Origin of the sequence: Variovorax ureilyticus (genome assembly GCF_037889935.1) — a bacterium.
GTDB classification, from domain to species: Bacteria; Pseudomonadota; Gammaproteobacteria; order Burkholderiales; family Burkholderiaceae_C; genus Variovorax; species Variovorax ureilyticus.
The window spans coordinates 374,763-397,158 of record NZ_JBBKZU010000007.1 but is presented as its reverse complement, the minus strand read 5'-3'; the positions used below and the strand labels follow the sequence as shown (position 1 = coordinate 397,158).

General features: G+C 66.7%; 22 protein-coding genes. 13 read left to right on the top strand and 9 right to left on the bottom strand.

Annotated features, from left to right (window positions below; genetic code table 11):
* Positions 1-192 (bottom strand): amino acid synthesis family protein (locus tag WKW77_RS18745; protein ID WP_340357560.1); only part of this gene is annotated, 192 nt, incomplete at its 3' end.
* Positions 193-472: 280 nt separating this feature from the next.
* On the opposite strand from WKW77_RS18745, the gene WKW77_RS18740 reads away from it, so the two are divergent.
* From WKW77_RS18740 to WKW77_RS18725, 4 genes are all read left to right on the top strand, one after another.
* Positions 473-1,246, top strand: a complete 774-nt coding sequence (locus tag WKW77_RS18740; protein ID WP_340358364.1) for a ferredoxin--NADP reductase — start codon at positions 473-475, stop codon at positions 1,244-1,246.
* Between the two features lie 294 nt (positions 1,247-1,540).
* A complete protein-coding gene (locus WKW77_RS18735; RefSeq protein WP_340358363.1) occupies positions 1,541-2,566 on the top strand; it encodes an aromatic ring-hydroxylating dioxygenase subunit alpha in 1,026 nt (341 codons plus the stop codon).
* 36 nt (positions 2,567-2,602) lie between these two features.
* Positions 2,603-3,811, top strand: a complete 1,209-nt coding sequence (locus tag WKW77_RS18730; RefSeq protein WP_340358362.1) for an ABC transporter substrate-binding protein — start codon at positions 2,603-2,605, stop codon at positions 3,809-3,811.
* An 11-nt stretch (positions 3,812-3,822) separates the two neighbouring features.
* A complete protein-coding gene (locus WKW77_RS18725; protein ID WP_340358361.1) occupies positions 3,823-4,905 on the top strand; it encodes a xylose isomerase in 1,083 nt (360 codons plus the stop codon).
* 55 nt (positions 4,906-4,960) lie between these two features.
* Here the strand turns inward: WKW77_RS18725 and WKW77_RS18720 are convergent, their stop codons facing one another.
* The 3 genes from WKW77_RS18720 to WKW77_RS18710 form a co-directional block, all read right to left on the bottom strand.
* Positions 4,961-5,611, bottom strand: coding sequence for a TetR/AcrR family transcriptional regulator (locus tag WKW77_RS18720; RefSeq protein ID WP_340358360.1), 651 nt, complete (start codon positions 5,609-5,611; stop codon positions 4,961-4,963).
* A gap of 159 nt (positions 5,612-5,770) precedes the next feature.
* On the bottom strand, positions 5,771-7,282 hold the full coding sequence (locus tag WKW77_RS18715) for a class I adenylate-forming enzyme family protein (protein WP_340358359.1): 1,512 nt from the start codon (positions 7,280-7,282) through the stop codon (positions 5,771-5,773).
* A 14-nt stretch (positions 7,283-7,296) separates the two neighbouring features.
* Positions 7,297-8,466: an acyl-CoA dehydrogenase family protein gene (locus WKW77_RS18710; RefSeq protein WP_340358358.1), complete on the bottom strand. Its 1,170-nt coding sequence runs from the start codon at positions 8,464-8,466 to the stop codon at positions 7,297-7,299.
* A 167-nt stretch (positions 8,467-8,633) separates the two neighbouring features.
* Between WKW77_RS18710 and WKW77_RS18705 the strand changes: the two genes are divergently transcribed.
* The 4 genes from WKW77_RS18705 to WKW77_RS18690 all read left to right on the top strand — a co-directional run bounded on the left by WKW77_RS18705 (position 8,634) and on the right by WKW77_RS18690 (position 12,392).
* Complete coding sequence (locus tag WKW77_RS18705; RefSeq protein WP_340358357.1) at positions 8,634-9,113, top strand: acyl-CoA thioesterase; 480 nt, start codon at positions 8,634-8,636, stop codon at positions 9,111-9,113.
* A gap of 42 nt (positions 9,114-9,155) precedes the next feature.
* On the top strand, positions 9,156-10,265 hold the full coding sequence (locus tag WKW77_RS18700; protein ID WP_340358356.1) for an S-(hydroxymethyl)glutathione dehydrogenase/class III alcohol dehydrogenase: 1,110 nt from the start codon (positions 9,156-9,158) through the stop codon (positions 10,263-10,265).
* A gap of 142 nt (positions 10,266-10,407) precedes the next feature.
* A complete protein-coding gene (locus tag WKW77_RS18695; protein WP_340358355.1) occupies positions 10,408-10,905 on the top strand; it encodes a C4-dicarboxylate ABC transporter substrate-binding protein in 498 nt (165 codons plus the stop codon).
* Positions 10,905-12,392 (top strand): TRAP transporter large permease subunit, encoded by a 1,488-nt coding sequence (locus tag WKW77_RS18690; protein WP_340358354.1) that lies wholly within the window; start codon positions 10,905-10,907, stop codon positions 12,390-12,392. The genes WKW77_RS18695 and WKW77_RS18690 overlap by 1 nt, the downstream gene beginning before the upstream one ends.
* Here the strand turns inward: WKW77_RS18690 and WKW77_RS18685 are convergent.
* The gene (locus WKW77_RS18685; protein ID WP_340358353.1) at positions 12,386-13,363 is read right to left on the bottom strand and encodes a LysR family transcriptional regulator; all 978 of its coding nucleotides are present in this window, start codon (positions 13,361-13,363) and stop codon (positions 12,386-12,388) included. The two genes, WKW77_RS18690 and WKW77_RS18685, sit on opposite strands and share 7 nt — an antisense overlap.
* A 90-nt stretch (positions 13,364-13,453) precedes the next feature.
* Here WKW77_RS18685 and WKW77_RS18680 point away from each other — a divergent pair, with 90 nt between their 5' ends.
* From WKW77_RS18680 to WKW77_RS18670, 3 genes are read left to right on the top strand one after another with little or no spacing between them, the layout of a single operon-like run.
* Positions 13,454-14,290, top strand: a complete 837-nt coding sequence (locus tag WKW77_RS18680; RefSeq protein WP_340358352.1) for a gamma-glutamyl-gamma-aminobutyrate hydrolase family protein — start codon at positions 13,454-13,456, stop codon at positions 14,288-14,290.
* A 16-nt stretch (positions 14,291-14,306) separates the two neighbouring features.
* Positions 14,307-15,398: a M14 family metallopeptidase gene (locus WKW77_RS18675; protein ID WP_340358351.1), complete on the top strand. Its 1,092-nt coding sequence runs from the start codon at positions 14,307-14,309 to the stop codon at positions 15,396-15,398.
* A gap of 48 nt (positions 15,399-15,446) precedes the next feature.
* Positions 15,447-16,781 (top strand): MFS transporter, encoded by a 1,335-nt coding sequence (locus tag WKW77_RS18670; protein WP_340358350.1) that lies wholly within the window; start codon positions 15,447-15,449, stop codon positions 16,779-16,781.
* On the opposite strand, the gene WKW77_RS18665 is transcribed toward WKW77_RS18670, so the two are convergent.
* Positions 16,723-17,655 carry a 1-acyl-sn-glycerol-3-phosphate acyltransferase gene (locus tag WKW77_RS18665; RefSeq protein ID WP_340358349.1) on the bottom strand — a complete coding sequence of 311 codons (933 nt, stop codon included), beginning with the start codon at positions 17,653-17,655 and terminating at the stop codon, positions 16,723-16,725. The two genes, WKW77_RS18670 and WKW77_RS18665, sit on opposite strands and share 59 nt — an antisense overlap.
* A 145-nt stretch (positions 17,656-17,800) precedes the next feature.
* Between WKW77_RS18665 and WKW77_RS18660 the strand changes: the two genes are divergently transcribed.
* On the top strand, positions 17,801-18,223 hold the full coding sequence (locus WKW77_RS18660) for an EVE domain-containing protein (RefSeq protein ID WP_340358348.1): 423 nt from the start codon (positions 17,801-17,803) through the stop codon (positions 18,221-18,223).
* Between the two features lie 135 nt (positions 18,224-18,358).
* Here WKW77_RS18660 and WKW77_RS18655 read toward each other — a convergent pair whose 3' ends face one another.
* Positions 18,359-18,829 (bottom strand): GAF domain-containing protein, encoded by a 471-nt coding sequence (locus WKW77_RS18655; RefSeq protein ID WP_340358347.1) that lies wholly within the window; start codon positions 18,827-18,829, stop codon positions 18,359-18,361.
* Positions 18,830-19,084: 255 nt separating this feature from the next.
* On the opposite strand from WKW77_RS18655, the gene WKW77_RS18650 reads away from it, so the two are divergent.
* Complete coding sequence (locus WKW77_RS18650) at positions 19,085-19,891, top strand: PIG-L deacetylase family protein (protein WP_340358346.1); 807 nt, start codon at positions 19,085-19,087, stop codon at positions 19,889-19,891.
* A 106-nt stretch (positions 19,892-19,997) separates the two neighbouring features.
* Here the strand turns inward: WKW77_RS18650 and WKW77_RS18645 are convergent, their stop codons facing one another.
* Both WKW77_RS18645 and WKW77_RS18640 read right to left on the bottom strand, forming a co-directional pair.
* Positions 19,998-21,356, bottom strand: coding sequence for a DUF5666 domain-containing protein (locus WKW77_RS18645; RefSeq protein ID WP_340358345.1), 1,359 nt, complete (start codon positions 21,354-21,356; stop codon positions 19,998-20,000).
* Positions 21,353-22,288: a DUF6502 family protein gene (locus tag WKW77_RS18640; RefSeq protein WP_340358344.1), complete on the bottom strand. Its 936-nt coding sequence runs from the start codon at positions 22,286-22,288 to the stop codon at positions 21,353-21,355. Before WKW77_RS18640 ends, WKW77_RS18645 begins: the two co-directional genes overlap by 4 nt.
* Between the last annotated feature and the right edge of the window lie 108 nt (positions 22,289-22,396).

Below are 22,396 nucleotides of genomic sequence, written 5' to 3'. Positions count from 1 at the left end.
GCGGTGCGCCATGTCCAGACCCACCGGATCGAGCAGCTTCATCATCGGAAGGATGTCGGGCTCGTAGCGGCCCGCGAAGGGATTGGTCAGCACCGCGGCGATCGCGCCACGCACCAGCGGCGTTGCTGCGCGGGGGCCGAACTCGTGATGGATGGTCTCGACCTGGGTGAACACACGGCGTATATCGATCATGGGCATGCGCACTCTTTTTGTGCGTTAAGTGTTTCCTACATCAAATGCACTTTAGCAAAGCGGTTCTCGCTCGACAAGACTTCACAAAAGTGACGCAAATGCAGTTTCAGCGCGACCGGGAATTTCTGCGTCAAAACTCTTGCGAAGCTCCGGCAACGTGACTAGCATGCGCAAACAATACATGTAGCATTCCCTACATGAAATGCGCAGAAACCCGACTGTGCCGTGTTCGAGGGACACGCTCGAACGATCCTCAACCCGTATCGAAGGAACCGAAACCATGAGTGCATTCAGCGAAGAACGCGTCCTCGCCGTCCACCACTGGACCGACCGACTCTTCACGTTCACGACCACGCGAGACCAGGCGCTTCGCTTCTCCAACGGTCACTTCACCATGATCGGGCTGAAGGTCAACGACAAGCCGCTGCTGCGCGCCTACAGCATCGCCAGCGCCAACTACGAGGACCATCTGGAGTTTCTCAGCATCAAGGTGGAAGACGGTCCGCTCACCTCCCGACTGCAGCACGTCCAGCCGGGCGACACCGTCATCGTGGGCCGCAAGCCCACCGGCACGCTGCTCATCGACTACACGCTGCCGGGCAAGCGCCTGTATCTGTTCGGCACGGGAACTGGACTTGCGCCTTTCATGAGCGTCATCCGCGACCCGGAGACCTACGAGAGGTTCGACCAGATCATCCTGGTACACGGCGTGCGGCAGATCGATGAACTCGCCTATCACGACCTCGTGACGAATCACCTGCCCAACCACGAGATCCTGGGCGACCTGATCCGCGACCAATTGCTCTACTACCCGACGGTGACTCGCGAGGAATTCCGCAACACGGGGCGCATCACCGATCTCGTTGCCACCAACAAGCTCACGGACGACCTTGGACTTCCGCCCCTCGATGCCGCAGAAGACCGCGTCATGCTCTGCGGGAGCCCCGGTCTCTTGATCGACATGCGCGAGATCCTCGAAGCACGCGGCTTCAAGGAAGGCAACACCACGACGCCGGGAGACTATGTCGTCGAACGCGCCTTCGCCGACAAGTAACACCCGACACATCGACATCTCAACCCGGCTACGGGGCCCCGCGAAGCGGTTCTCACGACAACCCTCCGGACGAAGGGGTGGTCACTTTCCCGCCCCGTAAGTGCGCCAATTCGGCGCGCCTTCACCAGAATGAATCGTCCCTCGCACCAGAACCGATCGTCTCGCCCGGCTTGTTAAGTGTTTCCTCCAATTGAATGGAGGATTTACTTACATACGATGTAGGCACGAGTCCTGCAATAGCAACGCCAACACCTGGTTGAAGCCTCTGCTGAACACCCATCGAAGGAGTCTGCGATGAACACCCCCTACGCCTACAACGCCTGGTATCCCCTTGCCTGGGCGCGTGACATCGGCCGCACCTTGGCCACCCGCCGCGTGCTGGAGGAAGACCTGGTCGTCTTCCGCACGGAAGGCGGAAAGGTCGCCGCCCTGGAGGATGTCTGCCCCCACCGCCTCGCCCCGCTATCGCTCGGCACGTTGCGCGGCGACGCGGTCGAATGCGGCTATCACGGCCTCGCCTTCGACTGCACCGGCAAATGCATCTCCGCACCCGGAATGGCGCGTGCGCCCACGGGCGCGCAGGTTCGCAGCTACCCGACCGCCGAGAGCATGGGCATGGTCTGGGTATGGATGGGCGATGCCGACAAGGCCGATCCCGGGCAGGTCTTTCGTCTTCCCGAATATGACGATCCGAACTACAGCGTCGTCGAAGGCGATGCCCTCCCCGTTCGCGCCAACTACCTGAGCCTTGCGGACAACCTGTGCGATCCCACGCACGTGGTGTACGTGCACAAGACCACCCTGGCCAGCGCCGGGCGCGAGGAAACACGCGTCATGCACGAGCGCCAGGGCAACAAGGTGATCACATGGCGTTGGGTGATCGACGGTCCGCTGATCCCGGTTTTCCAGGGCCTGAAGGATTTTGGCGGTGCGAACGTCGATCGCTGGCACTACTACCACTACCACGCGCCGTGCATTGCCGTGATCGACTTCGGCTCCGCACGTACCGGGACCGGCGCGCCGGAGGGCAACAGGGAAGACTGCATCCAGATGTTCGCCTGCCACTTCATCACGCCGATCGACCAGCACAGTTGCATGCAGCACTGGCTGTGCCTGAAGAACTCGCCGGCCGACCCGGAAGTCGACGCCCGTCTGCTCTCGAGCCTGCGCCTGGCCTTCAACGAGGACAAGCAGGTGCTCGAAGCCATCCAGCGCAACGAGGACAAGCCGCGCGAGTGGAAGCGCATCAACCTCGCGCTGGATGCCTCGTCCATCAAGATGCGCCGCATCGTCGAAGAGATGGCCGGCTCCGCCACCTGAACGCCCGATCTTTGTCATCCCACGAGGAGTTTGCTCATGAATGCCCCACGTTCCGCGCCCGTCCGCCTGCTGGCGGCCAGCCTCGTCCTCGCCGCGAGCACCGTGTTCGCGCAGGACACGATCAAGATCGGCGAGATCAACAGCTACAAGGCACTGCCTCAGAACCTGGTCCCCTATCGCCAGGGTTGGCTGCTGGCGCAGGAGGAAATCAATGCCGCGGGCGGCGTCCTCGGGCGAAAGATGGAGACCATCTTTCGCGACGACAACGCCAATCCCGGTGACGCGGTCCGCGTGGCAGAAGAACTGCTCACGCGAGAGAAAGTCGAGCTTCTCAGCGGCGTCACGCTTTCGCACGTCGGCCTTGCGATGGCGGACTTCGCGCGCCAGCGGAAGGTCTTCTTCCTGGCCTCCGGGCCTTTGACCGACAAGGTCGTGTGGGACAACGGCAACCGCTACACCTATCGACTGCGCTCGGGCACCTATGCACTGGCCGCGTCGGTGGTCCCCGAAGCCGCAAAGCTCAAGAAGAAGCGCTGGGCGCTCATCTATCCCAACTACGAGTACGGCCAGGCCGCCGCGGCCGCCTTCAAGGAAAACCTGAAGAAGCTGCAGCCCGATGTCGAATTCGTCGCCGAGCAGGCGCCGCCCTTGGGCAAGGTCGACGCCGGCGCGATCACGCAGGCGATCGCCGATGCAAAGCCGGACGCGATCTTCAACGCGCTCTTCGGCGCAGATCTCATCAAGCTCGCGCGCGAAGGCAAGACCCGTGGCCTGTTCGAGGGTCGCGAAGTGGTGAGCCTCCTGACCGGCGAACCGGAATACCTCGATCCTCTGAAGGACGACGCGCCATCGGGCTGGATCGTGACCGGCTATCCCTACGCGAACATCGACACGCCCGAGCACAAGGCCTTCCTGGCTGCGTACCAGAAGAAGTACAACGACTATCCGCGACTCAATTCGGTCGTCGGCTACGCGACTGCGAAGGCACTTGCAGCCGGCATCCAGAAGGCGGGCTCGACCGACACCGAAAAGCTGATCGCATCCTTCAAGGACCTGCAATTCACATCACCGTTCGGTCCCGTGGTCTTCCGTCCCCAAGACAACCAGTCCACGCTCGGCATCTTCGTCGGGCGCACCGCGATCAAGGACGGCAAGGGCGTCATGCCCTCCGGCACCTACATCGACGGCAGCAAGCTGCAGCCGTCCGAAGAAGTCATCCGCAAGCTCCGAAGCAATGCATCCTGAACATCGCCAACATGCCTGAAACTACAAAGACGCTCCCCCCCATCGGCTGCAACGGGCGCGGGGCCCAGGCCTCATCGATGGAGGCGCCGGTCTCGTTGCAGGAGCCAGCGATCGAGGAACAGTTCCGCCTGGTGAGCGAATCCGGCGTCTTCGACAGCTTCGATCGCCTGCCGATGCCGGACCAGGTGGACACCTACCTGCGCTGCATCGAGCGCTGGAAGCTGCCGGTCCTCACGGCCAGCTGGTTTTATGCGCTCGGGCAGGACGAGGCCCAGTTGGGCGAGAAGCTGAAGCTCGCGGCCACAGTCGGCGCGCGTCAGCACAACATCATGGTCCATTGGCACGATGGCGCCGGCCGGCCCGTGACCGATGCGCAAGTGGCGGACTTCTACCTCCGCGCGTACGACCTCGGCATGGCATTGAACGTCGAGCCGACGCTGGAGCTGCACGTGAACATGTGGAGCGAGGACCCCCGCCGCGTGGTCCCGGTGGCCGAAGCGGTGCGCCGTCGTGGCATTCCGTTCAACTTCACGCTCGATTACAGCCACGTCATCTTCAAGATGGGCAACGAGCAGGAACTCGAACTGTGCGGACTGAAGGACGACGTGGCCGCGGGCCGGGTCGAACTCGATCCGCGGCGCCCCGGAAGCCTCGTCGACCAGTGGCTCGACATGGGCATCGTGCGCTGGCTGCAGGTGCGCGCCGTCGCGCCCAACGGTCCGCGCAACCTGTGGTCGATCCTCGATCCCACGCAGCCGGTGGCGGCCGTTCCGAAGCACTCGCTGTTCGACTACAAGGCCGGCGAGCCAGGGCGGGGCATCCTCTATCCCTTCGCGGAACCGGGCCCGGGCGAATGGCATTCGCCGTGGGATGCCTCGGCGCTCGACTGCACGAAGGCCGTGGTGCACAAGGTGCTCGAACACCACGCACGCCATGCCGACTCGCGGCTGATGGCGATCACCACGGAGATGATCAATCTGCCCGACTACGCGCACAACGCACGCTTCTCGCTGATGGGTCAGAACGCAGCGATCGCGCGCTTCGTGCGCGACACATGGACGCAGAAGCAGGAGAAAGCCGCGGTCTTCGCGTAAGCAGCCGACTCCATTTGCGCACGAGCGGCCGCGAGGCCCGCTCTGCGCCATCCGATCACTTCTTCGGCAAGGCGAGGTGATCGACCACGATCTGCTCGATGTACGCCAGCCAGTTCTCGCGGGCATCGGGGCTGTCTAGGTTGCGCGACAGATAGTTCGACAGCGTGTAGCGGTTCGACACATACAGGTAGCACAGCGACGAGATCAGCAGGAACACGTTGTCCGCGGACGCGCCGCTGCGGAAGTCCTTCGACTTCACGCCGCGCTCCAACAGTTCTTCGAGCAGCCGCATCTTCGGTGATGCGATGGCCTTGACCCGATCCGAAGATTTCTTCAGGTGCTGGGCCTTGTAGAGGTTCTCGGTATTGAGGAGGCTGAGAAGTTCGGGGTTGTCGCGGTAGTAGGACCACGTGAACCGGACCAGCGCGCGCATCGCTTCGGGCGGGCTGAGCTTGCCCAGGTCGAGTGCCTGCTCGGCGAGCATCTGCTTCTCATAGAGGAACTCGAGCGCCGCGACGTAGAGTCCTTCCTTGTTTCCGAAGTGGTAGTAGAGGCTGCGTTCGTTGCGCTTGGCCCTGCGGACGATCCGCTCGACGGTGGCGCCACCATAGCCGTGCCGCGAGAACTCGGCGATGCCTGCTTTCAGGATGACGCGGCGTGTTTCATCTCCGTCCCGCACAACGCGCTTGCGCTCTTGTTCTTCCACATCCGTCACTGTGTGTCGCCCCTCAATGCTTGAACGCCGACCCGTTGATAAAAAAGGCCTTCGGGTCTTGATGGCGGGCTCGCCGGCGCCGTTTGCAGCAGCGATGCCCTTGCCGAGTGTATCGAGATTCGGCATCGCGGCATCTCGCGACAGGCGCGATCAACGCTCGATCAGCTCCCTCTTGAGCACTTTCCCGGCCGGACTCACGGGCAGTGCATCGAGGAAGCTGATCAGCCTGGGCACCTTGTACGCGGCGAGTCGCTCCTTGCAGTGCCGCCGCAGTTCATCCTCGTCGAGTTGCATCGCCGCGCGCAGCACGATCGCGGCCTTCAGCAACTCGCCGTACTTCTCATCCGGCACGCCAACCGCTGCGGCTTGCGCGACCGCAGGATGCTGGAGGAGCACGCTCTCGACTTCGACGGCCGAGATCTTCTGGCCGCCGGAGATCACCTGGTCCCTGGTTCGACCGGAGATGTAGATGGCCCCTTCTTCGTCCCTGCGGCCCAGGTCACCGGTGAGCAGCCAACCGTCGATCAGCGCGCCCGCAGTGCGCTCCGGATCGCGAAAGTAGCCGGACATCAGTGTGGGCGAGCGAACGATCAGGGAACCGATTTCGCCGCAAGGGACATCCGCGCCGGCTTCGTCCACGATCCTGTACTCGACGCCGGCCACGGGCATTCCGACGGAGCCGTCGGGAGCATCTCCCAGGCGGCCGGCATGGAAGCTGAAGATCGGCCGACACTCCGACAGCGCGTAATAGTCTTGAACGCGCATGCCGAGCCGGCGCTCGATCGCGTCCCTGGTCGGCCCCGCCAGTGGCGCACCCGACGACACCGCAAGCCGCACCGAGCCGAGGTCATATCGCTTGCCGGTCTCGCTCACATGCTCGAGCATCATCGCGTACATGGTCGGCACGCCGAGCATGACCGTTCCACGACGCGACGCGATGCCTTCGAGCACGCGCACGGGGTTGAACTTCTCGAACAGCAGCACCGTCGCACCCTGCGCGAACGCGACCATCGTCGCGGTGTGGAGACCGAACAGGAACGACAGCGGCAGCGCACACACGAAGCGATCGTCGGCCGTCACCTGCCATTGGCTCGCGAAGGCGTCGGCGGACAGCAGTTCGATGCGGTGCGTGGCCGGCACGCCCTTCGGAAGCGAGGTCGTGCCGGATGTGTAGATGACGAGGGCCAGATCGTCCTCGCGGGGCTCCTGCAGCGGCGCGGGCGCCGCGCCGCCATCCACGCGGCCGGCCTCCCGAAACAGATCCTCCAACACCAGGCTCGGCACCGGCCTGGCGGCCCGGGCCTGCGCATCGGCCAACGGCAGCGAATGGCTGGCGTCGCACACAGCGAGCACCGGGTCTGCATGGCCGAGGATGTACGCAATCTCGGAGGACGACAGATCGGCATTGATGGGGAACAATGCCGAGCCGCAGCGCAGCACGGCATGGTAGAAGATCAGGTACTCGGGCGCATTCGATGCCAGGAGGCAGACCCGCTGGGCGGCGCCGAGACCCTTGGCGCGAAGCACGGTCGCCAGCCCCGCGGAAGACCGTGCGAGCTGCGCATAGGTGATCGTGCGATCGCCGAACTCGATCGCCACCTTGTCGGGCGTCTCGGCAGCGAAATGGTCGATCCGGCCGACGATGGTGCGAAGGTCATGCATGGGCATCCCTTTCATCAGGCCAGACCGCAGAGGGCACCATCGCCTGCCAGCAGGCGCCGGGCGATGACCAGCTTCTGGATCTCGTTCGTTCCTTCGGTCACGATGTAGATCGGCGCCTCGCGGTAGAGCCTTTCCACCGGGAACTCCGACACGTAGCCGTAGCCGCCGTGAACCCTCACCGCGGCCAGGCTCACCTCGGCGCTCATCTCGCTGGCGATCAGCTTCGCCATCCCAGCAATCATGTCGCAGCGGCGGCCCTGCTGCTTCTCGCGCGCCGCTTCCATCACCAGCGCGCGGGCGGCCATCACCTTGGCAGCCATCTCGGCGAGCAGGCATTGCACCGCCTGATGGTTGGCGATGGGAACCCCGAACGTCTCGCGCTGGCGCGCGAACTCCAGCGAAGCATTCAGCGCCGAGCGGCCCAGTCCGACGGCGGAGGCCGCTATCGCGATCCGGCCCGTTTCGATCACGTCCAGCAGTTGCGCCATCCCGTGGCCGGGAACGCCGCCGACGATCGCGTCGGCACCCAGCTTCACGTCGTCGAACACCAGTTCGGCCGTGTCCACATGCTTGAAGGCCATCTTGTGGAAGAGCCCGGCAACGCTGAAGCCCGGCGTACCTTTCTCGACGATGCAGATGCTGATGCCGCCCTTGGCCGGCGTGGCCGCAGACGGGTCCGTCTTGACGAGCACAAGGTAGAGCGATGCCTGCGCGCCGTTGGTGATGAAGATCTTTCCGCCGCGCAGACGCAGCGAGCCGTCTTCTGCGGGCAGCGCCGTCGTGCGGATCGCCTGCAGATCCGAGCCCGCGTTCGGCTCGGTCAGCGCGATCGCACCGCGCAATTCGCCCGATGCCAGCCTCGGCAGGTAGCGCGACTTCTGCGCCTCGGTGCCGAAGCGCGCGAGGATGCTGGAGACCGAACAGTGACTGTTGATGAAACTCGGCAGGCTGGTCCAGCCTGCCGCCAGTTCTTCCATGAGCCGCGCGTACACAGGAACGCTCAAGCCCAGGCCGCCGTATTGCTCGGGCACCACGATGGCGAACAGCCCGAGCTCGACCATGCGGGCGATCACGTCGTGCGGGTACTCGTCCTGCGCTTCGAGTTGTGCAACGCGGGGCTTGATCTCCTTCACGACGAAGCGGTGAATCGCCTCGACCAATGCGTCCTCGTCTTCCTGGTGCATGTTGCTTCCTTCATCCGTGCAATAGCGCGACAACCAAGCATACGCGGCATCTTCATGTATGTAAATATTCCCTGCACTAATTGCTCCGGTCGTGCTATCGTTCCAAACATGATGCGGGGCGCGGAGAGGATCTGTGCACCGCCTTCCTCCGAACAAGGCAAGGTCCCATGCACAAGACATTGAAGCTTCGCTCAGACGCCTTCCCCGCTCCTTTCGTTCAGCGGCGGATGGTCCGCTTCGGAGACACGGATGCGGCAAAGATCGTCTATACCGTCAAGTTCTTCGACTTCGCGATGGATGCGCTGGACGGCTGGTTCGCCGCTGTGCTCGACCATGACTGGTACGCCCTCAACACCGAGTACGGTGTGTCGTGTCCCTTCGTGCAATGCGGTCTCGACTTCAAGGCGCCCCTGCGGCCCGGCCAGGAAGTGGCGATCGAGATCCTGGTGACACGCCTGGGCAGTTCATCGCTTCAATTCCAGATTCGCGGCTTTCGTCCCGACGAGGTACTGAGCTTCACCGGCCGATGGACCTGCGTATTCGTCGATCCGACCAGCATGCAGGCGACTGCCATCCCCGCGGTGTTCGCGCAGCGAATCTCGGCGTACATCGAGGCATGCGGCGAATCCGAAGCCGTTCCTGTTTGAACGCCCCCATTGATCCACCGACCTCCTCAAGGAAGTGCATTCATGAAATCCAGAGCCGCCGTCGCCTTCGAAGCCGGAAAGCCCCTGCAGATCGTCGAGATCGACGTTGCCCCGCCCAGGAAGGGCGAAGTGCTCGTCAAGATCACCCATACCGGCGTGTGCCACACCGATGCCTTCACCCTCTCCGGCGATGATCCCGAAGGCCTCTTCCCGGCCGTGCTGGGCCACGAAGGCGCGGGCATCGTCGTCGAGGTCGGTGAAGGCGTCACCAGCGTCAAGCCCGGCGACCACGTCATTCCGCTCTACACCGCCGAATGCGGCGAATGCCTGTTCTGCAAGAGCGGCAAGACCAACCTGTGCGTCTCCGTGCGGGCCACGCAAGGCAAGGGCGTGATGCCCGACGGCACGAGCCGCTTCAGCTACAACGGCCAGCCGGTGTACCACTACATGGGCTGCTCCACCTTCAGCGAGTACACCGTGGTGGCCGAGGTCTCGCTGGCGAAGATCAACCCCGATGCGAACCCCGAGCAGGTCTGCCTGCTGGGCTGCGGCGTGACCACGGGGCTCGGTGCGGTCAAGAACACGGCCAAGGTGCAGGAAGGCGATTCGGTCGCCGTCTTCGGGCTCGGCGGCATTGGTCTCGCGGTGATCCAGGGCGCGAAGCTCGCCAAGGCCGGGCGCATCATCGCCATCGACACCAACCCGTCCAAGTTCGATCTGGCGCGCACCTTCGGCGCCACCGACTTCGTCAACCCGAAGGACCACGACAAGCCGATCCAGCAGGTGATCGTCGAGATGACCGGCTGGGGTGTGGACCACAGCTTCGAGTGCATCGGCAACGTGAACGTGATGCGCGCGGCGCTGGAGTGCGCGCACCGCGGATGGGGCCAGTCGGTGGTCATCGGCGTGGCCGGCGCAGGCCAGGAGATCTCGACGCGGCCGTTCCAGCTCGTCACCGGGCGGCGCTGGCTGGGCACCGCCTTCGGCGGCGTCAAGGGCCGCAGCCAGCTGCCCGGCATGGTGGAAGACGCCATGGCCGGCCGCATCCAGCTCGCGCCGTTCGTCACGCACACCATGCCGCTCACGGAGATCAACGAGGCGTTCGACCTGATGCACGAAGGCAAATCGATCCGCTCAGTCGTCCACTACTGATCGGCGAGCCTCGCCGGAACCCGAATCGGCCGATTGCGCCGCGGCGATGCGCTCGCAATCGGCTGGGGCAGTCTCCCGTCCGCTTGGCCTTCGCCGGCATGCGTGGCACGATGCCGGCCACCCTACCTGCCCGGAGACTTCCTTGACGAATGGCCGCTCGCGCCTGCAGCGCCTGCTGGACGGCATCAGCGTCGCGATGATGCCGCTGGCGCTGGCGATCACCCTGCTGCTGTTCCTTCAATGGCCGCTGCGGGACTGGATCGGCAAGGGATCGCCCCAGGCGAACGATCTGGCGCAATGGCTGTTCGCGCTCTACGTGGCCGTCGCGATCAACCATGCGCGGCGGCGCGGCGCGCATCTGGTCGCCCGGCCCGACATTCCGCTGTCCGGCGCGGGCCGCCTCGCGCTTTGGCGCCGCATCGGCGCGCCGCTGTGCGTGCTGCCTTGGGCCGTCTTCCTCGTGGCCAGCGCCGCTGCACCGGTGAGCCAGTCGGTGCGCGCGCTCGAACTCTTTCCCGACAGCTTCAATCCCGGCTATTTCATGATCAAGGTCGCGTTGATGCTGATGGGCCTGCTGATGGGTGCCCAGGCCGCGCTCGACCTCGTTCGCGCACTGCGCGGCGAGGCGGCGGCATCGTGATGGCGATGGGCTGGTTCGGCCTCGCCCTGCTCCTGCTGGCGCTCGCGCTGATGATGACCACGGGCTGGCCGACCTACGCGGTGCTGCTCGGCGTGTGCTCGGCGGGCACGGTGGTGGGACTGGCGTCGGGAGCGATCGACGCCGCCGTGCTCGGCACGCTGCCCGAGCGCATCGTGGGCCTGCTCGATCGCGATCTGCTGCAGGCGCTGGTGCTGTATGCCCTGGTCGGCGCCTTGCTGAATCGGCTGATGCTCGCCGACAGTCTCTACAGCGGGCTCGACAAGGCATTGCGGCGGCACGCGCCTTCCGCCGCGCCAGAACTCGCCGGGCTCGGCCTCGGCCTGATGCTCGCACCGATGAACGGTTCGGTCGGCGCGAGCCTGATCACCCTGTCGCGCACCGCGGACGCGAGATGGGCCTCCGAAGGCCGCGCGCCGGCCCGTCGCACCGCGATGGTGGCGCTCGCCAGCACGCTGGGCGTGATCGTGCCGCCCTCGCTGGTCCTGCTGCTGCTCGGCGACGCGATGCTGCAGGCGCACACCGAGGGCGTGAACCTCGCGCAGTCGATGGGCCTGCCGCACGCCGGCGCAGCCGTGCGCATCGTCAACACGCAGGACATCCTCCAGGCGGCGCTGCTGCCCGGCGCCGTGCTGCTGGCGGTGTGGGCGATGCTCATCCTGCTCACCGCACCGCGTGCGCCACGAAGCGCATCGCCCGCGCCGCTCTCGACCAGCGAACGCATGGCGCTGTGTGTGGTGCCGCTGGTCATCCTCGTCTTGCTGTCGCTCGTCGCGATCGGCAAGGTGCGCGCGGTCGAGGCGGCGGCGACCGCCGGGATGCTGCTGCTCTGCTGGGGATTCGTGTCGCGTCGGCTGACCGGCGCGCTGCTCCGCACGGTGCTCGACGAGGCCATGTCCCTGACCGGCGCGCTGTTCGCCTTGCTGGTCGCCGCGACCAGCTTCTCGCTGCTGCTGCGCCTGCTCGGCACCGACAGGCTCGCGGTGCAGTTGATGCAATCGCTGCAGGGCCGTCCGGTGCTCGCGACGCTGGCCGTGCTCGGCGTGCTGCTGGCCTGCGCCTTCGTGCTGGATGCATTCGAGCTGATCTTCCTGGTGGTGCCGATCGTCATGCCGCCGCTGCTGGCGCAGATCGACGATGCGGCCTGGATCTCGACGCTGGCGCTCTTCGCGCTGCAGGCGGGCTTTCTGCTTCCGCCTTTCGGCTACGCGGTGGTACTGGCGCGCGGCCACACGTCGCCGCGACCGGGGTCGTGGAATGTCCTCGCCGTGCTCGCGCCCTACCTCATCGCGCTGCTGCTGGTCATGGGCATGGTGGTCGCATGGCCCGCGGCCACGCGCTGGCTACGCACCGCACCGGCAACGCTCGCACCGGACGAGAGCCTCCGACCGGAGCAGATCGATCAGCTCATGCGCGAGATGTCGACGCCCTCGGACGACACCTCGCCCGAACCGCCGCCGGATCAATGAGACGCGCGGCGCTCGCCTGCCCGACGGCGCGCCGACCCGCGAGACCGCTGCGCAGCGACTTCTTCCTTGACGGCGGCGAAGTGCGCCCGGACGACCTCGAAGGCGCGTTCGGCCGCCGGCAGCCGCGTGCGGCCGGTGTGCTCGACGATCCCCAGCGTCAGGTCCAGATCGAGGGCGGGCTGCACGTCGAGCCGCACGAGCGTTCCCGCGCGCAGCGCGGAGATCACCGCCACATCGGTCGACGGCGCGATCGCATCGCTTGAGGTGAGCAGCGTCAGCACGGTGGAGACGTCGTTCGTGCTCGCGGCGAAATGCTGCTGCAAGGGCAGGGGCAGCCCGTACAGGACCGCCATGCGCCGCAGCAGCGACTCGTTGGCATAGCCGGACATGATCAGCGGATAACGCTGCAGGTCTTCGATCCCGATCCGCAGTTGGCCAGCCAGCGGATGGTCCCGCCTTGCGAACCATCCGAAAGTGCAGTCGTAGACGGGCTCGGCGCTCACGCCGCTGTCCGCGTCGGCTGCCCGGACGTCGCCGACGAAGAAGTCGAGTTCCTCGCGCTGCAGCGCGGCCAGCAGCACGTCGGTGCTCTGCACCAGCGTGCCGAGGCGCAGGCCGGGTGCCGCCGACAGCAGCTCGAGCACCATCGGGCCGAGCAGGGTCATGGCAATGGACGAGCCCATGCCGAAGGAGAGGGCGCCGAGTTCGCCCGAACGCATGAGCGCCAGCGAGCGCGCGCCCTCCCGCTCGTCGAACACGATGCGCCGCGCCCGCTCGGCGTAGGTCACGGCGTACGGCGTGGGGCGCAACCGCCGGTCCTGCCGGTCGAACAGCGGGACGCGCAGTTCGTCTTCGAGCGCGCGCAGGCTGCGCGAAAGCGCGGGCGGACTCAGGTGCACCGCCTCCGCGGCGGCGGCGAGCGAGCCCAGGTCCATCACGGCGAGGAAGTGGCGCAACTGGCGGGTGTTCAAGGGACAGGCTCCATGACTTGCAGATATTGCAAGCCGATGACAGAAAACTTGCAATTTACGCAATCGTCCCCGATTCCTAGACTCGCGGCAATGGCCCCCAACACCATGACCCATTCCACTTCTCCAATCCTCGCAGGCCTCCCGCTGGTGGCGATCGCCGCCGACCGCATCGAGCGCCACCAGCATCCGGCGCACGCCTTGCTGCACGGCTATGTGCGCGCGGTGTCGGAACTGGCCGCGGCCCTGCCCCTGGCGCTGCCTGCGGCACCTCAGGCCATGGACGCGGACAGCCTGATCCATGGCATCGACGGCATCGTGCTGACCGGCAGCCCCTCCAATGTCGCGCCGGAGCACTATGGCGCCGCCGCGCTGCCCGAGAGCGTGCTGCTCGACCGCGACCGCGATGCCACCGTGCTGCCGCTGCTGCCGATGCTCGTCGCCGCCGGCGTCCCGGTGCTCGGCGTGTGCCGCGGCTTCCAGGAGATGAACGTCGCCTGGGGCGGCACGCTGCACGCTGCCGTGCACACCCGGGACGGCGCCCTCGACCACCGCGAGGGCGATCACGACCGGCCGATCCAGCGCTGGTACGACGACAGCCACGAGATCCACATCGCACCCGGCGGCGTGTTGGCCGGCCTCGCGACGCGGCACAGCCTGCCGGTCAACTCGCTGCATCACCAGGGCATCGAGCGCCTCGGCCCCGGCCTGCGCATGGAGGCGACCGCGCCCGACGGGCTGGTCGAGGCCTTCTCGGTGGAGGGCGCGCCTTCATTCGCGCTCGCGGTGCAGTGGCACCCCGAGATGCGCATCGACGACTGCCCGCTGGCACAAGCCATCTTCCGCGCCTTCGGCGCCGCGTGCCGGGCTCGCCGGCAGCAGCGGCTCGGCCTGCTGGCCGATCGCCTGTCCGTGGCGCTCGCCGCCTGATCCTTCACCGACCGCCATGAACGACATCGCCTCCCTCGACCTCTTCAGCCCCAGCTACGCCACGGCGCGGCGGAAATTCCAGGACGCTGCCGCGGCGCGCGGCCTGCCAGTCGACAGCCGCGTGCTGGATCTGCCGGGCGCCGAAGGCGAGACCCTGGCGATGGACGTCGTGCTCGACGGGCCGGCCGATGCGAGCAGGCTGCTGGTCGTGCTCAGCGGCGTGCATGGCGTGGAGGGCTTCTGCGGATCGGCCATCCAGACCGGCATGCTGCGCCTGGGAGCGCCCGCGCACCCGGACACCGCGGTGCTGCACATCCATGCGATCAACCCGTATGGCTTTTCATACCTGCGCCGCGTGACGCAGGAAAACGTCGACCTGAACCGCAACTTCGTCGATTTCGCCAAGCCCCTGCCCGTGAATGCGGGTTATGGGGCGATCCACGACGCGCTGCTGCCGCCCACCTGGCCGCCTGCGCATCAGGCCGAAGCCGACCTTGCCGCCTATCGCGACAAGCACGGCGAGCGCGGACTGCAGCGTGCCATCAGCCTCGGGCAGCATGCGCACGCGGACGGCATGTTCTTCGGTGGACGCGCACCCACTTGGAGCAACCAGAACTTCCGGGCCGTCCTGCGCGACTACGCAACGCAGGCGCGCGAGATCGCCTCGGTCGACATCCACACCGGCCTCGGGCCCTACGGCGTGGGCGAGCGCATCTTCGCGAGCTTCGACAACGGCGTGCTGCCGCGCGCGCGGCAGTGGTGGGGCGCGCTCACCGACGTGCACGCCGGCAGCTCGACCAGCATCCCGATGACCGGGCCCATCCAGACGGCGCTCTTCGAGGAGTGCGCGCAGGCCGTGCATGTCGGCATCTGCCTGGAATTCGGCACGCATCCCAACGAACGGGTGATGCCCGCGCTTCGCGCCGAGCACTGGATGCACCGCCACGGCGCCGACGACGGCATGCAGGCGCTGCACATCAAGCAGGCGCTCAAGGACGCCTTCTATCCCGACGCGGAAGACTGGAAGCTCGCCATCTGGCACCAGGGACGCCAGGCCTGCCTGCAGGCCATCGACGGCCTGCAGCCGGGCGGCCTGTCGCAAGGCTGACCGCGCACGGCCGATCCACAGCACGCACACTCCACACCCAGGACAACCATGAACGCCACCACTCTCGGTTCCCATCCCGTGCAAGAGGCCCTTCGTCCCAGCAACGCCCGGCACGACGCCGCCGCACCCACGCGCATCAGCCGGAAGGCGGTCGCGGCCGCGGTCGCCGGCAATGCGCTGGAGTTCTACGACTTCGTCATCTACGCCTACTTCGCGGTCTACATCGGCAAGACCTTCTTCCCGGTGAGCGGCGAGTTCGGCAGCCTGATGGCGGCGGTCGCGACCTTCGGCGTGGGCTTCTTCACCCGGCCGCTGGGCGGCGTGCTGATCGGCGCCTTCGCCGACAAGGCGGGCCGCAAGCCGGCCATGATCCTCACGGTGGCGCTCATCACCGTCGGCACCCTGGGCCTCGCGGCCACGCCGGGCTACGCCAGCATCGGCATCGCGGCGCCGATCATCGTGGTGTTCTGCCGGCTGCTGCAGGGCCTCGCGCTCGGCGGCGAAGTGGGGCCGGCCACTGCCCTGCTGATCGAGGCCGCACCCAAGGGGAAACGCGGCTTCTACTCGAGCTGGCAGATCGCGAGCCAGGGCCTCGCGGTCGCGGTGGGCGGATGCCTGGGCGTGGGACTGTCGCTCGCGCTGACGCCGGAACAACTGGCGTCGTGGGGCTGGCGCGTGCCTTTCCTGCTGAGCCTGGCGCTGGTGCCGATCGCGCTTTACATCCGCCGCAGCCTGCCGGAGACGCACGACCACGGCCACGAGCGCAGCGGCGCGGCCATCGTCGGCGCGGTGTTCCGCGAGCATCGCCGGATCCTGCTTTTGGGCGTGCTGGCGACGGCCTCGACCGCTGTGGCCTCGCAGGTGGGCAACTACATGGTCACCTACGCGGTGCAGGTGCTCAAGCTGCCTGGGGCCGTCGCGCAAGGCAGCGTGCTCATGGGCGGCCTGATGACTTTCGTGTTCGCCCTCGTGGGCGGCGCACTGTGCGACCGCCACGGCCGACGCTTGATCAACATGCTTCCGCGACTGGCGCTGCTGGTGCTGATCGTGCCGCTGTTCATGTGGCTGGCCGGCGCGCCGAGCGTCGCCACGCTGCTCATCGTGTCGGCCATCCTCGCGTCCCTCACCGCCATGTTCGGCACCGCCGGACTGGTGCAGGTGCCCGAGCTGCTGCCCATGGCCGTGCGCAGCACCGGCCTGTCGCTGGTCTACGCGATCGGCACGTCGATCTTCGGCGGCACCACGCAGTTCGTCGTCACCTGGCTGCTGGCGCTGACGAAGAACCCGATGGCGCCGGCCTGGTACGTGGTGGTCATGAGCGCGATCAGCCTCTGGGCGATGTGGATGCTGCCGGAGTCGCGCGACGTGGATGTGCAGCGCTAGCCTGCGCTTCGCAGCTCGCATCCGCAAGGATCAGATGGCGCATTTGCACCGCGATGGATGCGCTGAGTTCCCGGGCCCCGTCCGGTCCCGCGCTCGCAGGGTGGCCGAACGCGACTCTGGCGACGAGCCCGCGATAGCGAGGAAGCGCCACCTGCATCGCGGCAGCGAGCTTCTCCCTGTCGCGCGCCGTTCGGCGCAAGCAGGTGAACGGGTGCCTCTGCGTGTCCGGCGAGATGACATTGCTCACCAGCGCCGGCACGAATCGCACCGCCGGAACCCACCTGGCGAACAGGGCAAAACTGTCCGACCAGTTCTGCAATGACGCCAGGGCCCGCTGGGGGCCGAAGGTGGCGGGGTCGGGCTCTATGTCTCCCGCCGGGAAGGTCAACAGCGCGCCGCCTTCCCGCAGATGCCTTGCCGCGCCTCGCAGGGCCGCCATGCGCCCTGCCCCGTTCTCCGGCAGAAGAATCAGTTGCTGCGCCACATTCGGCAAGGCCCGAAGAAACGGGCGATCCGAAGCCATCACCCGAAGGTCCGGCCGCGACGCGAGACTGGTGAAGAGTGCGACCGCATCGGTCATCCCCGGATGGTTTGCGAGCACCACCAGCGGTCCATGCGCCGGGACACGCTCGAGGTCCGACGTGACGAGGCCGGCCGTCATGCGGCTCATCAGCCACGCGCTGCCCTGCGCAAGACCCTCCTTGCCCACGCGCGTGTCGAACTCGTGGGCCGTCCATGCGAAGCGGCGCGCCGTCGGCCGGAAGAGGTGACGCAAAGGCGTGCCGCGAAGACGCGACAGCCCCACCGAATCCAGGAGGTCGTCGATGTTGACCTCGGTGAGCGTTTCGACCAGCGGTGGCGTGGGGACGGGCATTCCGGGCCATTCTTATCCGGACGCGACCGCCTGTAAAACCCGTGCCTGCGTGGTCCGGGCCGGCGTCACTGCTGACAGGACGTTGTCAGCAGTGCGCCCCTACAGTGCAGGGCACCCCCACACGCACTGCAGGAGAGATCGGATCATGAGCAACTACTGGATCGGCGTGGTCTCGAAGGCGCATGTGCAGAACGGCGTGCGTGGCGGCTTCATCCAGCTCAACCACGGCAAGAAAGCCGCGGTGCAGCGACTGAAGGCCGGCGACATGCTGGCGATGTATTCGCCGCGCACCGACTACCCCGACGGCGCCGCCCTGCAGGCCTTCACCGCCATCGGCACCGTGGCGTCGGGCGAGGTCTACCAGGTGGAGATGTCACCCGACTTCAAGCCCTTCCGGGTGAACGTGCGGTTTCACGACTGCAATGACGCGCCGATCAAGCCCCTCATCGACCGGTTGTCCTTCATCCGGGACAAGACGCACTGGGGCGCCGCATTCCGCTTCGGCTACTTGCGCGTGCCGGAGGCGGATTTCCAGCTCATCGCCCAAGCGATGGGGCGCACGATGTAGGCGCGACTGCCTGAGGGTGTTCTTGACGACACTGCCGAGGCTCGGGCTCGCTCGCGGAAATGCCGGAGGCGCTGTCGGAATGCACCCACAGGTGCGCGGACGCCGTGTCGGTGAGGATGCCGGCTTCGCCGCCGCTCAATCCGAAAGATGCGGGATGTGCCCGGTCAACGCAGTTGCGGCTCGCTGCAGCAGTTCGAACTCCGACTCCGCCAAGCGACGGCTGCTCATGTCGAAGTGACTCATGGTTCCCCACAACGCGCCCTCTGCGTTCATGACGGGGACGCTGTGGTACGAGACGACGACGACGCCTCGATAAGGATGCCCGACGAGCCGCTCGTCGTTCCCGGAATCGTCGGTGCGAAAAACCTGATCCTTGCGCACGAACTGGCAGAAGCTCTGCTTGAAGGGCACGGCGATGAGGAAATCCGGACGCATCTGCCTGCGCTTGTCGTACAGCAGCACGTTGCGGAGGATGTCCCCTTCGAATCGGTAGACGGCGGTATAGCGGTGCGGTACGCCGCTGTTCAGGTATTGCAGGGCCGCCTCCGGCCTCCCGCTATCGAGCAACGTCGAAAACGTGTCGAGATGTCGTTCGGACTGCTTCATTGTTCCTCCTGCCTGCCAGTCATCGTCGTCGCCTTGTCCTTGTGCGAGGCGCGCCGGCACTATAGAGCCGATCGATGACATTGCATTGAGCATCCCCACTGCTGAGTACTATCCGCGCGGCCCTCCCGCAACGATCGGCGTGGGAACGGCGGACGCGCGAACGGTCCGGCTGCCTACCCTGCCATGCGTCCCCTGCCTGCCTGCAAAGCGCGGCCGCTGCGAGAACCTTTCGGCGTCCAGTCGACGAATGCCCCTATGAAGACGCCCAGTCCGGCCGACCCCGTCATCCGCTCCGGCGGCACGTCCGAGGAAGCCTGGAACGGATGGCCTGGGCTGACGCGGCTCCCCCGGGTGGATGCGGAGACGCTGGTACCCGACGGCGCGCGAGTCATCGTCGTCGCGCCGCATCCCGACGACGAGGTCCTGATGGTCGGCGGCCTGCTGGCGCAACTGGCACGCAAGGGCATCCCGGTCCGGGTGATCGCGGTCACAGATGGCACCGCGAGCCATCGCGGCTCCTCGACCTGGACGCCCAGGTTGCTGCGGCAGGTGCGCCCCCGGGAAAGCCGCGCCGCCCTGCGCTGCCTCGGCATCGTCGAGTCGCCGCTACGCCTCAAGCTGGAAGACGGCGCACTGTCGAACCAGCGCGGCCGACTGGCCGAACGGCTTTGCGGCCTCATCGACTTCCGAGATGTCGTGTTCACCACATGGCATCGGGACGGGCATCCGGACCATGAGGCCACCGCGCGGGCATGCGCAAGCGCCGCTCGGCGGCGCGGTGCACGGCTGGTCGAGGTGCCCGTGTGGGCATGGAACTGGGCCGAACCCGGCGACCCGCGACTGCCTTGGCGCAGCGCCTGCCGCCTGCCGCTGGATTCCGATGCGACGCGACGCAAGTGCTTCGCGATGCAGGCGTACGAGAGCCAGATCCTGCCCGACGCATCGACGGGCGCGCAGCCGGTGCTGGATGCGGTCATGCTGCAGCGCGCGGCACGGCCCTTCGAGGTGCTCTTCCCGGCCGGGCATCCGGACCGGCCGGTGCCGGGCTTTCGCTCCCGTTAGGCGAGGCAACTTCCGTGCTGGAGCGCAAGACTCGGCAGGCTGGCAGCCCAGCCCCGAGCTGTGGCTGAAACAGCAGGACTCCGCGTAGCGCTTTCAGCAAGGCCGTTCATTGGAACGTCACCCGATCGGCGATGAGCACGCCATCGGCAACGCGGCTGCCCTCGACGCTGACGCGCACGTGGGCAGCCAGGTTTGCAGCCGTGCCATTGACGAACACGACCTTCGGGCCGCTCGCATCGATCGGCTGTCCCTTGATGCGGAAATCGGCGATCGAGTTGAAGGTCGAGATCTGGCCGGTCAGGCTGAAGGACGGCTGGCCGCCAGTGCCCGGCACGTTCTGGATCTTCAGCCGGTTCGCTTGCAGAACGCCGCCGGACATCACGCCTCCGACGATCACCTTGACGCCATTGCCCACCGACCGCTCCGGCCCACCCGAGACCTTGGCGGCGGAAGCATTCACGGGCCTGCCAAGCACGCGCAGGGATGCGAGCCCGTTGAAGTCCGTCACCACGCCGGCCAGCTGCAGGGCCACGCCGTCCGCCGCGGGAGCCGGATACCACCATTGCACCGAACTCGCGACGAGCGGCCCGTTTCCGACGGCACTTGCGCGCACGCGCACCAGCACGCCGTTGGCGAACGGCAGCCCGGCGGCCCCGCCGGTGACCGTGGCCTGTGCGTAGTCGATCGTGGTGCCGCCGATGCTGAAACGTCGCGCGACGGCATCGAGGTTCTGCACGACGCCGCTCAGGATCGGCGTGCCGCTGGCATGCACTTCCACGCGCGTCGCGCGCAGGCTTCCGGGTGCGGACGGAAGGCCCCACACCTGCAGCGTCGCGCCGGCCGCGATGTCCGCGGCCCCTCGCGCATCGGCCCAGACCGTCGCCTCGTCGGTCGTCACGGTGGTCCCGAGGATGACGAAGCTGCCTTGCCCGACATTGACCGAGCTTGCCGGCCCCCGCAGGTCGATCGCGGATTCGACGCGCTGGGCGCTGCCGCTCGTCAGGTCGGTATCGAACGGCCCCGTGACCTTCGCCGTCATGCCCAGCTGCAGGCCGGGCACGTCGTCGAGCACCACCACCGCGCCGTCGGTGTTGTAGTGCACGCCATTGACCAGGATGCTGCCCGCACCATCCACCGAACCGATGCCCGCATCCGCGGTGCTGACGCCGGTGCCGCCCGAGCCCACGCCCGAGCCGTCGTCGCCACCGGCCACGGATGTGCCGCCCCCGCCGGATGAGCCGCCGGAGCCAGCGCCCGTATCGCCCGGCCCGCTGCCGCCGCCGGCCGGTCCGGGACTGCGCTGCAGCAGCGACTGATCTGCATCCGGGCCGCCGGGGCCGGCCACCGCTCCAGCGCCAGAACCCGCCAGGGCGGCAATCGGCACACCGCCACCCCCGCCACCGCAGGAACTCAGCAGGGCCAGGGTTAGCACGGCGCAGGCTGCGCGCAAGCAGGTCTTCATCATGTTGGCGGGTTTCCCGATCGAGCGTCGGACTCACTCGGCCCGGCGTTCGGCGTGGATACCCCGGATTCGATGTTCTCGAAGTAGGCGTAGATGCCGACGCGCATACGCGCCCCGGCTGATTTTGGCGCCGAGGTGAAGGCATTGTTGAGCTCGTCCGCGAGCTCGTGATGCAGAGCGTTCCAGCGTGCGCGCGTCATCTGATGAATGCGTTCGCAGTCCTCCATGGAAATGCCCCTCGCGAATACGGATCGCTCCAGGAAGGCCGGTTGGCCGCCGATGGTGTTCGACACCGCGGCGAGCAAATGATCGCGCGCGTTGTCGCCTAGGAATGCGAGCATGCCACGCTGATCCTGCGCGGGCACGAACCCGTCCACGTTCAGCTCGACAAATCCTTCGCGTGCCGTGACCATGCCCAGGCGCTGCAGCTCATCGAGCACGGCGCGATGGTGCACGTTGCCGCGCGTGGCCTCGTGGGCGACCGATTCGAAGGAGGGTCCGGCACCCTCGCCAGCGAGCCGCAGCTTCCGAAGCGACGGGTTCTGCGTGCAGATGCGCAGCCACAAGGTCAAGGTCTTGGCCGGCGCGGACATCTCCGAGTGCGGCAGGTGCTCGACAGCATCACGCACGATCAGGGTCACCGCCTTGCGGTTCAGGCCGGTGGTCACGGACAGCTGGCTGATGTTGGCCTCGACCCCCTGCTTGCGCCATGTACGGCGGGCCTCCTCGATCAGCAGGCCTCGAAGGAGCAGGTCGAGCTGAGCGTGCTTGGCCCCCATGTGCAACGCGAGCCTGACCAGCGGCCGCAACACGCGGGCGCAAGCAGCGAGCACGTCGTCCAGGTGTCCATCCGCCAGCTCCGAGAGCTTTGCAGCGGCCGTCGACCTGGTGGGTACTCGATGAGTCGTAGCGGACTTTCTCGGTGGCTGGGCCATGCCTCGTCACACCATCTCGTTCAGGAAGTAGCCAGTATTGAAACGCAATGTTCACCCGCCCTTTCCGTGCGCACGCCGGTTCGGGTTCTCGTCTGACAGGAAGACATC